General features: G+C 67.9%; 10 protein-coding genes. 6 read left to right on the top strand and 4 right to left on the bottom strand.

Annotation, left to right across the window (positions count from 1 at the left end; genetic code table 11):
- Nucleotides 1-69: 69 nt before the first annotated feature.
- The gene (locus AC07N6_RS14510; protein ID WP_494783805.1) at nucleotides 70-1,080 is read left to right on the top strand and encodes an LLM class flavin-dependent oxidoreductase; all 1,011 of its coding nucleotides are present in this window, start codon (nucleotides 70-72) and stop codon (nucleotides 1,078-1,080) included.
- A gap of 83 nt (nucleotides 1,081-1,163) precedes the next feature.
- Here the strand turns inward: AC07N6_RS14510 and AC07N6_RS14505 are convergent, their stop codons facing one another.
- The 3 genes from AC07N6_RS14505 to AC07N6_RS14495 all read right to left on the bottom strand — a co-directional run bounded on the left by AC07N6_RS14505 (nucleotide 1,164) and on the right by AC07N6_RS14495 (nucleotide 4,348).
- Nucleotides 1,164-2,042 (bottom strand): GntR family transcriptional regulator, encoded by an 879-nt coding sequence (locus tag AC07N6_RS14505; RefSeq protein ID WP_494783806.1) that lies wholly within the window; start codon nucleotides 2,040-2,042, stop codon nucleotides 1,164-1,166.
- 80 nt (nucleotides 2,043-2,122) lie between these two features.
- Entirely contained in the window at nucleotides 2,123-3,361 is a 1,239-nt protein-coding gene (locus tag AC07N6_RS14500; RefSeq protein ID WP_494783807.1) for an amidase, read from the bottom strand.
- 15 nt (nucleotides 3,362-3,376) lie between these two features.
- Nucleotides 3,377-4,348: a polysaccharide deacetylase family protein gene (locus AC07N6_RS14495; RefSeq protein ID WP_494783808.1), complete on the bottom strand. Its 972-nt coding sequence runs from the start codon at nucleotides 4,346-4,348 to the stop codon at nucleotides 3,377-3,379.
- Nucleotides 4,349-4,626: 278 nt separating this feature from the next.
- On the opposite strand from AC07N6_RS14495, the gene AC07N6_RS14490 reads away from it, so the two are divergent.
- From AC07N6_RS14490 to hpxZ, 4 genes are all read left to right on the top strand, one after another.
- On the top strand, nucleotides 4,627-5,823 hold the full coding sequence (locus AC07N6_RS14490; protein ID WP_494783809.1) for an ABC transporter substrate-binding protein: 1,197 nt from the start codon (nucleotides 4,627-4,629) through the stop codon (nucleotides 5,821-5,823).
- A 136-nt stretch (nucleotides 5,824-5,959) separates the two neighbouring features.
- Nucleotides 5,960-6,838, top strand: coding sequence for a branched-chain amino acid ABC transporter permease (locus AC07N6_RS14485; RefSeq protein WP_141911534.1), 879 nt, complete (start codon nucleotides 5,960-5,962; stop codon nucleotides 6,836-6,838).
- A complete protein-coding gene (locus tag AC07N6_RS14480; protein WP_494783810.1) occupies nucleotides 6,835-9,417 on the top strand; it encodes a branched-chain amino acid ABC transporter ATP-binding protein/permease in 2,583 nt (860 codons plus the stop codon). The genes AC07N6_RS14485 and AC07N6_RS14480 overlap by 4 nt, the downstream gene beginning before the upstream one ends.
- A gap of 11 nt (nucleotides 9,418-9,428) precedes the next feature.
- Nucleotides 9,429-9,827: an oxalurate catabolism protein HpxZ gene (gene hpxZ, locus AC07N6_RS14475; RefSeq protein WP_494783811.1), complete on the top strand. Its 399-nt coding sequence runs from the start codon at nucleotides 9,429-9,431 to the stop codon at nucleotides 9,825-9,827.
- Nucleotides 9,828-10,528: 701 nt separating this feature from the next.
- On the opposite strand, the gene AC07N6_RS14470 is transcribed toward hpxZ, so the two are convergent.
- Nucleotides 10,529-11,467 carry a LysR family transcriptional regulator gene (locus AC07N6_RS14470; RefSeq protein WP_494783839.1) on the bottom strand — a complete coding sequence of 313 codons (939 nt, stop codon included), beginning with the start codon at nucleotides 11,465-11,467 and terminating at the stop codon, nucleotides 10,529-10,531.
- Nucleotides 11,468-11,593: 126 nt separating this feature from the next.
- Between AC07N6_RS14470 and AC07N6_RS14465 the strand changes: the two genes are divergently transcribed.
- Nucleotides 11,594-12,280, top strand: coding sequence for an aspartate/glutamate racemase family protein (locus tag AC07N6_RS14465; protein ID WP_494783838.1), 687 nt, complete (start codon nucleotides 11,594-11,596; stop codon nucleotides 12,278-12,280).
- Nucleotide 12,281: the final 1 nt, after the last annotated feature.

Raw genomic sequence — 12,281 nt, 5'->3', positions numbered from 1 at the left:
TATCCGGGCGCGCTGCCCGGCAACCCGGCGCAGCGGTGATCCCGTTGCGCTTTCAAGGATCGCATCCCCATGATTCCGTTTTCCGTCCTCGACCTGTCCCCGATCAACAAGGGCAGCACCGCCGCCCAGGCCTTCAACAACACCAGGGAACTGGCGCAGCTGGCCGAGAAGCTCGGCTACCGGCGCTACTGGCTGGCCGAGCACCACAACATGGCCGGCATCGCCAGCGCCGCCACCTCGCTGGTGATCTCGCACGTGGCGGCCAACACCAGGAGCATCCGCGTCGGCTCCGGCGGCATCATGTTGCCCAACCATTCGCCGCTGGTGATCGCCGAGCAGTTCGGCACGCTGGAGTCGCTCTACCCCGGCCGCATCGACCTCGGCCTGGGGCGCGCGCCGGGTTCCGACCAGCGCACCGCGCGCGCCCTGCGCCGCCACATGGGCGGCGACACCGCCGAGAATTTCCCGCAGGATGTGCAGGAGCTGCAGGACTATTTCGCCGAACCATCGGACTACCAGTCGTTGCGCGCGGTGCCCGGCGCCGGCCTGAACGTGCCGATCTGGCTGCTGGGGTCGAGCATGTTCAGCGCCCAGTTGGCGGCCGAACTGGGCTTGCCGTTCGCCTTCGCCTCGCACTTCGCGCCGGGCTTCATGAAGTCGGCGGTGGAGATCTACCGCGCCCGCTTCAAGCCCTCGGCCGCGTGGCCAAAACCGTATGTGATGCTGGGCCTGAATGTGTTCGCCGCCGATACCGAGCGCGAAGCGGTGCGCCTGTTCAGTTCGCTGCAGCAGCAGTTCATCAACCTGATCCGCGGCACGCCGGGCCAGCTCAACCCGCCGGTGGACGACATCGCCGACTACTGGCAGCCGGGCGAGCAGGCGCACGTCGAACGTTCGCTGGCCTGCGCCGTGGTGGGCGACCGCGAGAGCGTGCGCGAGGGCCTGCAGAATTTCATCGACGACACCGCGCCGGACGAGCTGATGATCACCGCCCAGATCTATGACCATGCGGCGCGCCTGCATTCATTTGAAATCGTGGCCGAGGTGCGCCGGGAGCTGGAGAGCCGGGTGGCGATCTGAGTTCATTGTTCAGGTACCGATAAAAGAAAAACGGCATTGCCCGCAACAGGCAATGCCGTTTTTCCGTTGAAGAAGAGAAATCCTTATTCCATCCCCAGCATGCGCGCCAGGTTGTTCCCGCTCTTGCCGCTGACCAGGTGGATGTGTTCCTCCAGCGTCACCAGGTGCGACTCCATCGCCGCCACCGCGCCTTCGGTATCGCCGCGCTCGATCAGGTCGACGATGCGGGTGTGTTCCTCATGCTCGCAGGAGGCGTAGCCGGCCGGTTCGTGCAGCGCCACGATCAGCGAGCAGCGCGACACCAGTTCGCCCAGGTAGCGCTGCAGCGTGGCGTTGCGCGCCAGTTCGGCCACCTGCATGTGGAAGGATGAGGCCAGCCGCGCCCAGCGCGTCTGCGCGTAGCTGTGCATCGCCTGGTGCTCTTCCTTGAGTTGGCGGCGCAGCCGGGCCAGGTCGGCGCGCGTGGCGTTGCGTACCGCCAGGCGCATGATGGCGGCTTCCAGCGAACGCCGCGCCTCGAAGATCTCGCGCGTTTCTTCCGGGGTCGGCATGGCCACCACCGCGCCGCGGTTCGGGCGCAGTTCGACGATATGTTCGTGCGCCAGCTTTTGCAGCGCCTTCTGCACCACCGTGCGGCCCACGCCGAACAGTTCGCACAGGGCCGCCTCGGGCAGCTTGGTGCCGGGCGCCAGGCGCTGGCTCATCACGCTGTCGTACACGGTGGCATAGATGCGGCCGATGATGTCGTCGCCGGCCTCGGCGTCGGGCTGCAGGGCCGGCGCATCGGCCAGCGTGTCGTGGCGCACGCGCGGGCGGCCGGCGCGCTGTTGGCGGGCTGGGGCCGGGGCGTCGTCGGCATGGCGCGCGGCCACGCCCCTGGTGCTCTTGGCGCTCTTGGCCGCCGGCTTGGCGGCCGTGCCGGCGGTGCGCTTGCCCGCGTTGCGGGGGGAGGTTTCGCTCATCGTCTTGTGCTTGGTGTCTCATCGCGCCACGCTTCCTTTGGCGCGGAAGGCGCGGCGCCCGGTTGGGCATGCGTCGCGGGTCAGTGCGGCGCGCCCTGCTGCAGCGTGCGCCATACCTCGGCGGCCAGCCTGATCAGAGACAGGTCGCTGCCCGCGGGGCCCAGCAATGATACGCCGATCGGCAGCCCGGCGGGCGTGGCCAGCGGGATGCTGACCTGCGGCAAGCCGCACAGGCCGGCGATGCAGGTGATGCGGAAGGTGCGTGCGCGCACCAGGTCGACCTCGCCGGGGGCGGCGTCCAGCGGCGGCGCCACGCTGGCCGCGGAGGGGATCACCGCCACCGCGTCATCGCCCAGCAGCGCATGCACCTGGCGGCGCACCAGCCGCTGGCGCTCGCGCGCCTGGCGTTCGTCCTGGACACCGGTGGCGCGCGCGATGTCCCAGCGGCCCTGCACGGCGGGGCCGAAGCGCGGCGTTTCACGCTCGATCCAGTCGCGGTGGGTTTGCCAGGCCTCGTGCGCCGAGGCCACGACGTAGGCGCGGCGCCATTGTTCCAGTGCATCCGGGTCGTCGCCGGACAGGCGGCAGTGCCGGCCCTGCATGCGCGCGCACAGCGCCTGGTAGACGCGCTGCACGGCCGGCTGGAACACCGGGTCGGCCTGTTCCAGCGCATCCAGGGGCAGCAGGACGCGCCGCAAGTCGCGGCCGGCGGTCTGCGGCAGCAGCACCTCGCCCACGCGGGCGAAGGCGCCGGCTTCGTGCGCGAGCCAGGTGGCGGTATCGAAACCGGGGGAGAGCGGCGCCATGGCCGCGCAGGACAGCAGGCCGTGCGTGGTGCGCAGGCCCCAGATGCCGCAGTAGCTGGCCGGCACTCGGGTCGAGCCGCCGGTGTCGGTGCCCAGCGCGAAGTCGCACAGGCGCGCCGCCACCGCCGCCGCCGAGCCGCTGGAGGAACCGCCCGGCACGCGGCCCGGCGCGGCCGGGTTGATGGGCGTGCCGTAGTGGTGGTTGTCGCCGTGAATGCTATAGGCGATCTCGTCGGTCAGGGTCTTGCCCACCAGGGTGGCGCCGGCGTTGAGCAGGGTCGTCACCAGCGGGCTGGTGGACGTGGCCGGGGCATGCGTGCGCAGCCAGTCCGGATTGCCGGCGCCGGTGACGTGGCCGGCCACGTCGAACAGGTCCTTGGCGCCGAAGGCGAGGCCGGCCAGCGGGCCGGCGGCGGCGCCGGCGATGCGAAAGCGCCCGTGCGGCACGAAGGCGCCGATGCCGTCATCGGCGTCGCCCGGAGCCGGGGCCGGAATAAAGCGGGGATGGTTCAAGCGGTTCTCCAATGATCAGGGCAGCAGCGCAGGGGGCTGCCGCAGTTCTTCCAGCGCATCCACGTGCGCGCAGATGGCGCCCGGCGTGGTGAACCAGACCTGGCCGCGGTCGCGCGCCGCGGCCAGGTGTTGCAGCGCGCGGCGCAAGTGGCGCAGGCGGTAGGGCTGGCCCACCAGGTAAGGATGCAGGGCGATGCCCATCACCAGCGGCTGCCGCGCCGATTGTTCCAGCATCTCGTCGAAGTTGTCGACGATCATCTGCGCGAAGTCCTTTCCGTCCATCTGGCGCGCCACGATCATCGGGATGTCGTTGAGCTCTTGCGGATAGGGGATCGACCACAGGCTGCCGCCGTCGCGCGTGCGCATGCGCACCGGCTGGTCGTCGTGCGCCCAGTTCAGGTTGTAGCGGTACCCCGATTCGCGCAGCAGGTCGGGGGTGACCAGGCTTTCCGAGATCCACGGCGAAAGCCAGCCGGCCGGCGCCGCCCCGCTTTCGGCGGCGATGCGGTCGCGGCAGTGGCGCAGCAGCGCCAGTTCGGCGCTTTCCGGCAGCGTGCCCTGCTGTTGCGAATTGCTGTGGCCGTGGCCGATGATCTCGTCGCCGCGCGCGGCGAAGGCGGCCACCAGTTCCGGGCAATGATCGTACAGCGCGGTGTTGACCAGCACGCCGGCCGGCAGCGCCAGTTGTTCGAACAGTTCCAGGCAGCGCCAGGCGCCGACGCGGTTGCCGTATTCGCGCCAGGCATAGTTGAGCACGTCGGGCTCGGGGCAGGCCGGGCCCAGGCGCGCGCCCAGGCCCGAGCCGAAGGCGAAGTGCTCGATGTTGAAGCCGAGGTAGACCGCCAGCCGCGCGCCGTTGGGCCAGCAATAGCCGGGGCGGCGGTGGATGGCCGAATAGCCGAAGCGGCCGTGGCCGGGCAGCGGGCCGAAGGGGCGGGCGCTGCCTTCGACGGCGGGGACGGTGGGCGGGAGGGTAGGCTGGTTCATGCCGGCTTCCTCACGGTGCGGCCAGGCCGGCGCCCTGGGGTGTGGTTGATGATGGTGCGGCGTGCATCATTTTCTCCATCTTTTGCACAAGAGTCGTGCGTTATTGGCTGCAAACTTGATTGGTTATCAGCGGCAATAAATGAAGATATTTGCTGCCTATATAAGGTAAATATTGTCGGCAAAAATTATCTTCGCATGCGGCGCTTGGCATAGCCCTTGCATAAGTCATGCCGGGAACAATGCCAACCGTCTCTTAGCCAACCTGGAGGGAAGCCACCATGATCCGTTTCACCCGCCGTACCCTGATTGCCGCCGCAGCCGCCACCGTCGCCGCTGCTGCCGCTGCTGCCTTCGCCTCGCCGGCCCTGGCCGCCGACCCCATCAAGATCGGCCTGGTCACCGCGCTGTCGGGCCAGTCGGCGCAAGCCGGCGAGGCGCTGACCCGCGGCATGGCCATCGCCATCGACGAGATCAACGCCAAGGGCGGCCTGTTGGGCGGGCGCAAGCTGGAGCTGGTGCGCCGCGACGATGAAGGCAATCCGGCCAAGGGCGTGGTGGCCGCGCGCGAACTGATCTTCAAGGAAAAGGTGGCGGTGCTGTTCGGCGGCCTGGACACCCCGGTGTCGATGGCCATCGTGCCCATCGTCAACCAGGAGAAGGTGCCCTTCGTCGGCCCGTGGGCGGCCGGCACCGGCGTGACCAAGAACGGCGCCAACCCGAACTACGTGTTCCGCGTGTCGGCGGTGGATGAACTGGTCGACAAGGCCATGCTGAACTACGCGCAGAAGACCTTTAAAAGCAGCAAGGCCGGCCTGATCCTGGTCAACAACCCCTGGGGCGAATCCAACGAGAAGGGCATCGTCGCCGCGCTGGCCGAGAAGGGCTTGAAGCCGGCCGGGGTGGAGAAGTTCGAAGGCAGCGACGTCGACATCGTGCCGCAGCTCACGCGCCTGAAGGCCGCCGGCGCCGACACCTTGTACCTGGTCGGCAACGTCGGCCCCTCGGCGCAGGTGGTCAAGTCGCTCGACCGCATGGGCTGGAAGGTGCCGGTGGTGTCGCACTGGGGCCCGGCCGGCGGCCGCTTCACCGAACTGGCCGGCCCCAACGCCAGGAACGTGCACTTCATCCAGACCTTCAGCTTCTTCGGCAAGCTCTCGCCGGTGGGCGAGAAGGTGGTGGGCGAGCTCAAGGCCAAGTACCCCGCGATCAAGGGCCCGGACGATATCACCCCGGCCGTCGGCGTGGCCAACGCCTATGACGGCATGCAGCTGGCCGCGCTGGCCATCGCCAGGGCCGGCTCCACCAACGGCGACGCGGTGCGCGAGGGCTTCTACAAGATCGACCGCTACGAAGGCCTGATCAAGACCTACGTCAAGCCGTTCAGCCCGGCCGTGCACGATGCGCTGCAGGCCGACGACTACGTCTGGGCGCAGTTCATCGACAACCGCATCCTGCCGGTGGGCCTGGCGCAATAAGGCCCACCGGCAGCGCCGCGCCGGCCGGGAGCGGTCTGCGCGGCGGCCAATCCATGCGCAATGCGGGCAACGCATCACGCGCAATACCAACGATCAACAGCCGCCGCCGGCAACGCGGCGGGGCAGGGAGAACACGATGTTGCTGCTGTCGGCACTCATCAGCGGATTCGGACTGGGCAGCATGTACGGTCTGATGGCGCTCGGTTTCTACATGACGTATGCCGTTTCCGGCACCGTCAATTTCGCGCAGGGCAGCTCCATGATGCTGGGCGCCGTGCTGTGCTTCACCTTCGCCCAGACGCTGGGCTGGCCGATGTGGCTGGCCGTCGTGCTGGCGCTGGCCTTGTGCGCCGCCTATGGCGTGCTGGTCGAAGTGCTGGCGGTGCGCCCCTTCGCCCGGCAGGGCTCGAACGCCTGGCTGATGTCCACCGTGGCGCTGGGCATCGTGCTGGACAATCTGGTCATGCACACCTTCGGCAAGGAGCCGCGCAGCCTGCCGTCGCCGCTGGCGCTGTCGTCCATCGAAGTGGGCGGCATCGGCCTGGGGGTGTATCCGCTGCACCTGCTGATCCCCGCCGTCGGCCTGGCGCTGGCGGCGCTGCTGCATACCGTCTCGCGCCGCACCCGCTGGGGCACCGCCTTGCTGGCGGTGGTGCAGAACCGCGACGCCGCGCGCCTGATGGGCATCCCCATCACCCGCGCCATCGCCGCCGCCTTCGCGCTGTCGACCCTGCTGGCCGGGGTGGCCGGCGTGCTGATCGCGCCGCTGTTCAACGTCAACGCCGACATGGGCACGCTGTTCGGCCTGAAGGCCTTCGCCGTGGCTATCCTGGGCGGCATCACCAGCGCCTGGGGCGTGATGATCGCCGGCCTGCTGTTCGGCATCGCCGAGGCGCTGATCACCGCCACCCTCGGTTCCGGCTACACCCAGATCATCACCTTCGCGCTGGTGATCGCGGTATTGGCGATTCGTCCCAACGGCCTGTTCGGCCGCGCACAGGTGAAAAAGGTATGAACAATCTTCCGCATTCCGTGACCGCGGCGCTGCGCCGCGCGGCCCAACCCGCGCCGCCGGCCGTCGCCCCGCGCGCCCAGGTGCGCCTGGGGCTGGGCACGCCGGCCGCGCTGGCCTGGTGCGTGCTCGGCTTCATCGCCGCCGCCACGCTGGCGCTGTCGGTCAACAGCTATTACGTCTTCGTGCTGGCCGGCATCGCGCTGGTGGCCATCGTCGGCATCGGCCTGAACGTGCTGATCGGCCTGACCGGGCAGGTCTCGTTCGGCCATATCGGCTTCTACGCCATCGGCGCCTATACGGTCGCCATCCTGACCACCAAGGCCGGCTTCTCGTTCTGGCTGGCGTGGCCGCTGGCGGCGCTGGCAGCGGGGGCGCTGGGTGTGCTGCTGGCCTTGCCGGCGCTGCGCGTGAAGGGCCCCTACCTGGCCATGATCACCATCGCCTTCAGCTTCATCGTGCAGCACGTCATCATCGAGATGCGCGATGTGACCGGCGGCCAGAACGGCATCATGGGCCTGGCCGCCCCCGCCTTCCTCGGGCTGCAGGGCGAGCGCGCCATCGCCATCCTGGGGCTGGTGTCGGTGGCGGCGGTGCTAGCCGGCTACTGCTGGCTCTCGCGCGGCAGTTGGGGCGCGGCCATGCGCGCGGTGCGCGACAGCGAGACCGCGTCCGAATCGATCGGCCTGAACCCGCTGGTGGTCAAGACCGCCGCCTTCGCCATTTCGGCCGCCCTGGCCGGCCTGGCCGGCGGGTTGTTCGCGCCGTTGTCGACCTTCGTCACGCCGGACACGTTCAGTTTCATGCAGTCCATCCTGTTCGTGCTGGTGGTGGTGATCGGCGGCGCCGGTTCCATCATGGGGCCGGTGGTCGGCGCGGTGATCGTCGGCGCGCTGCCCGAACTGCTGTCCAGCATGGAGGACTATCGTCTGCTGTTCTTCGGCGCGCTCTTGTTGCTGGTGCTGTGGATCGCGCCGGACGGCGTGACCGGCCTGCTGCGCAAGCTGGCGGGCGCGCTGCGCCAGCCGGCCGCGGCCATTCCTCCGCCGGCGCCGGCGGGCGATGAAGCGGCGCTGCCGGTGCGCACCCGCCGCACCTTGTCGGCCGACGGCCTGACCATGGTGTTCGGCGGCGTGCGCGCGGTCGGCGGCCTGGGATTCGAAGTGCCGGCAGCGGCCGTCACCAGCCTGATCGGCCCCAACGGCGCCGGCAAGACCACGGCGCTGAACATGCTCTCCGGTTTCTACCGCCCGAGCTCCGGCAGCTTCGCGCTGGGCGGGGTGGCGCTGGCGGGCTTGCCGGCCTTTCGCATCGCCCGCCACGGGGTGGCGCGCACCTACCAGACTTCGCAACTGTTCGGCAGCCTCAGCGTGGCCGACAACGTCGCGCTGGCCTGCGGCCGCGGCCGCCTGGGCGGGCTGCTGTCGGCGCGCGGTTTCGGCGATGCCGCGGTGCGTGCGCGCAGCGCCAGCCTGCTGGCGTATTGCGGTTACCACGGCGCCATCGATATCGCTGCGGCCGACCTGGCGCACGTCGACCGCCGCCTGGTGGAAATCGCGCGCGCCCTGGCCGCCGATCCGGATGTGCTGCTGCTGGACGAGCCGGCCGCCGGCCTGTCGCGCGAGGACAAGTCGATGCTGGCGCGCCTGCTGCAAAAGATCGCCGCCGCTGGCATCAGCGTGGTGGTGGTCGAGCACGACATGGAACTGGTGATGCAGATCTCCAGCCGCATCGTGGTGCTGGACGCCGGCCAGCGCCTGGCCATCGGCACTGCGCTAGAAGTGCAGAACGACCCGGCGGTGCGCCAGGCCTATCTTGGCGAGGACGCGCAGCAGCCGGCGGCGACTGCTGCGCGCGTGGCGACGCCGGGTGCGACCGAATTGCTGGGCGTGGGCGAGCTGGTCGCCGGCTATGGCGCCGAGCCGGTGCTGCATGGCATCAACCTGCAGGTGAAGCAGGGCGAGATGGTGGCCCTGCTGGGCGCCAACGGCGCCGGCAAGTCGACGCTGATGCGCGCGCTGGCCGGGCTGCACCGGCCGGTGCAGGGCGGCATCCATGCCGGCGGCGTCAACCTGATGCACCTGCGCGCCGAAGAGATCGTGCGTCATGGCGTGGTGCTGGTGCCGGAGGGGCGGCAGGTCTTCCCGGAACTGAGCGTGCTGGACAACATCCGCCTTGGCGCTTTCCTTTATCCGCAGGATGTGGAGGCGCGGGTGGAGGAAATGCTGGGGCGCTTCCCGCGTTTGCGCGAGCGCCTGCACCAGCGCGCCGGCCTGCTCTCCGGCGGCGAGCAGCAGATGCTGGCGATCGCGCGCGGTTTGATGTCGCGCCCGCGCGTGCTGTTGCTGGACGAGCCGTCGCTGGGCCTGGCGCCGAAAGTGATTGCCGAACTGTTCGCGGCGCTGGATCGGTTGCGCAACGAGAACATGACCATCGTGCTGGTCGACCAGATGGCGGCGCTGGCCTTGTCGCTGGCCGATCGCGCTTATGTGATCGAAGGCGGGCGGGTGGTGGCGCAGGGCAGCGCGGCCGAGATCGCGGCCAATGATGCGCTGGCCAAGGCTTATCTTGGCGGGCATTGAGGAGATTCGCGATGGAACCGACGTTGCCGTTCGAGGTGAACATCCCGGAAGTGCTGGCTGAAGTGACGGTTGCTTTCGGGCGTTATGAGGTGGCGCTGACGACCAACCAGGTCGAGGTGCTGGATGAGCTGTTTCTGGACTCGGCCCATACCGTGCGTTATGGCGCTACCGAGAATCTTGTCGGGTTTGACGAGATACGATCATTTCGTCTTGAACGTTCGCCCAGGAACCTGATGCGGGATTTGAGGCGGACTGTCATTACCACCTATGGGCGCGACTATGCGGTGGCCAATACCGAGTTCACCCGTGATGGGGATGCCCGGATTGGGCGGCAGAGTCATGCCTGGTTGCGGTTGCCGCAGGGGTGGAGGATTGTGGCGGCGCATGTTTCCTGGATGGAGGTGAAGTAGTTTTTTTGGGGGGAGTCTGGGTAGTCTGGTCTTGCTGCGTGCAGATGTACTGGTTCTATGCTTATCTTTCTCCGGTCGGAAGGGAGCGCCGGGGGCGGCCCGGCAGCCGCTCACTTTCTTTGCTCCGCCAAAGAAAGTAAGCAAAGAAAGGCGGCCCCTAAGTGCCAGCCCTCCTTCGGAGGGTACCCGTTGGAGCGCGGTAAAAAATGGGCGAGGCAGAGTCGCTGCGCTCCGACTGCCCCGCTGATCCATTTTTTACCGCACTCCAACGGCTGGCCCACAAGGGGAGGTAAACCTGAACGCCTCGCCTGCGGCATCGGGCTTGGGAGGGGGGTGTGCGTTGGCTCCATTCCTTGAACCAAGTTAGTCGCAAGCTTGGCGATGCCGAAGGCGAGCCGTTTCCGAAGTCCGCATCTAACCAGCCGGCGGAGTGGGCAAAAAAATGGATCAGCAAGGCAGTCGGAGCGAAGCGACTCTGCATTGCCCATTTTTTTGCCCACTCCGCCGGGGACCCCGAAGGGGCTGGGTAGTTGCGGTCGCCTTTCTTTGCTTACTTTCTTTGGCGAAGCAAAGAAAGTGAGCGGCTGCCGGGCCGCCCCCGGCGCTCCGTGTCGACCGAAGAAAGAAAAGCATAAAGCCAGTACATCTGCATGAAGCAATAGCAGACTACCCAAACCACAAGCAAACAAACAAAAGCCCCCTCACGCCGCCGCAAGCACCTCCCCCTCTTCCGGCGGCACCCCATACCCCTGCCCCTTCACCAACTTCCGCAACTCACCAATAAAAGCCTGCGTCAATTGCGACAACGGCTCCAACCGCACATGCACCAGATTGGCCTGCAAGATGGGCGCGCGCGCCACCGGCCGCACCACCATCTGGCTGCTGCCGGCCCAGCTGCGCACGGAGAATTCGTCCACCAGCGCCACCCCCGCCCCCATCTGCACCAGCGAACAGGCGTTCTGCGGCGAGCCCACTTCCAGGATCGGCCGCAACACCTCTTCCTCGGCCTGGTAAAAGCGGCCGACGATGCCGCCGAAGGGCGAATCCTTGTCGTAGGAGATCAGCGGGAAGGGCCGCAGGTCGGCCAGCGCCAGCGTGCCGCGCCGCGCCAGCTCGTGGTTGTACGGCAGCACGCACACCAGGCGGTTGCTGCACAGCGGCGCGACCTCCAGGTTGGGATGCTCCATCGGCAAGATGATGATGCCCAGGTCGGCCTGGCGGTTCAGCAGGCGCTCCTTGAGGTAGCCGTAGTTAAGACAGTGGAAGCTCAGCTTGACGTCCGGATGCCGGTTGCGAAACAGCGTGATGGCCTGCGGGATCAGCATCTGCCCGATGCTGGGGCTGGAGACGATGTTGAGGATGCCGCTGCGGTTGTCGGCCAGGTCGGTGGCCAGTTCGTTGACGCGCTGCACCGCCTGGTAGACGCTCTCCACTTCATGGAACAGCTTCTTGGCCTCGGGCGTTGCGTACAGCCGGCCCTTGATGCGCTCGAACAGGGCGAAGCCGACGCGCTGCTCGGTATGCGAAAGCAGGCGGCTGACCGCCGGTTGCGAAACGAACAGCAGCTGCGAAGCGCCGCTGATGGAACCGGTGATCATCACCGCGCGGAAGATTTCGATCTGACGCAGGTTCAGTGCCATAAGTCCTCGCCATGCATAACAGGATGTTAAGGGGAACCGACAAATGAGCAAGGAACATGCCCAGCGGCCTGGGTTAGAGTTTCTTCATCGATTGTGAACCCAACCGCCCACTCCCGGGAAAGCACCATGTCCACTCCTCCGCCTGACGGCCAGACCGTCTTCGTCATCAATCCCAACAGCACGCAGCGCGTCACCGACGGCATCGACGCCGCCATGGCGCCGCTGCGCATGGCCGGCGGCCCGGCCATCGAATGCCTGTCGCTGCCATCAGGCCCGCCGGGCATCCAGAGCCAGCACGACGTCGAATCGGTGACGCTGCCGCTGGCGGCGCTGGCGCGCTCATTGGAAGCGCGCGCCAGCGCCTTTGTGATCGCCTGCTTCTCCGACCCCGGCTTGTTCGCGGTGCGCGAAGCAGTCAAGGCGCCGGTGCTGGGCATCATGGAAAGCGGCATCCTGAGCGCATTGACGCTGGGCCAGCGCTTCGGCGTGATCGCCATCCTCGACGCCTCCATCCCGCGCCACCTGCGCGCCTACGGCGCCATGGGCGTGCAGTCGCGCCTGGCCGGCGAACTGGCGATCGGCCTGAACGTGACCGAGCTCTCCCAATACGAACGCACGCTGCAACGCATGACCGAAGTCGGCCGCCGGCTGCGCGACGAGCGTGGCGCCGACGTGATCGTCATGGGCTGCGCCGGCATGGCGGTCTATCGCGAACCGCTGCAGCAGGCGCTGGGCATGCCGGTGGTGGAACCGAGCCAGGCCGCGGTCGCGATGGCGATCGGCCGCGTCAAGATGAACTGGCATGGAGCCTGAG

Source organism: Herbaspirillum sp. GW821-FHT09A12, from assembly GCF_059418325.1.
This window is presented reverse-complemented; position numbering and strand designations above follow the sequence as displayed.

Excerpts from the sequence above, each read along its gene's own strand:
- AC07N6_RS14495 (WP_494783808.1), bottom strand. The coding sequence starts at position 4,348 with ATGAACCAGCCTACCCTCCCGCCCACCGTCCCCGCCGTCGAAGGCAGC.
- AC07N6_RS14470 (WP_494783839.1), bottom strand. The coding sequence starts at position 11,467 with ATGGCACTGAACCTGCGTCAGATCGAAATCTTCCGCGCGGTGATGATC.
- AC07N6_RS14510 (WP_494783805.1), top strand. The coding sequence starts at position 70 with ATGATTCCGTTTTCCGTCCTCGACCTGTCCCCGATCAACAAGGGCAGC.
- AC07N6_RS14490 (WP_494783809.1), top strand. The coding sequence starts at position 4,627 with ATGATCCGTTTCACCCGCCGTACCCTGATTGCCGCCGCAGCCGCCACC.
- AC07N6_RS14485 (WP_141911534.1), top strand. The coding sequence starts at position 5,960 with ATGTTGCTGCTGTCGGCACTCATCAGCGGATTCGGACTGGGCAGCATG.
- AC07N6_RS14465 (WP_494783838.1), top strand. The coding sequence starts at position 11,594 with ATGTCCACTCCTCCGCCTGACGGCCAGACCGTCTTCGTCATCAATCCC.
- AC07N6_RS14505 (WP_494783806.1), bottom strand. The coding sequence starts at position 2,042 with ATGAGCGAAACCTCCCCCCGCAACGCGGGCAAGCGCACCGCCGGCACG.
- AC07N6_RS14480 (WP_494783810.1), top strand. The coding sequence starts at position 6,835 with ATGAACAATCTTCCGCATTCCGTGACCGCGGCGCTGCGCCGCGCGGCC.
- hpxZ (WP_494783811.1), top strand. The coding sequence starts at position 9,429 with ATGGAACCGACGTTGCCGTTCGAGGTGAACATCCCGGAAGTGCTGGCT.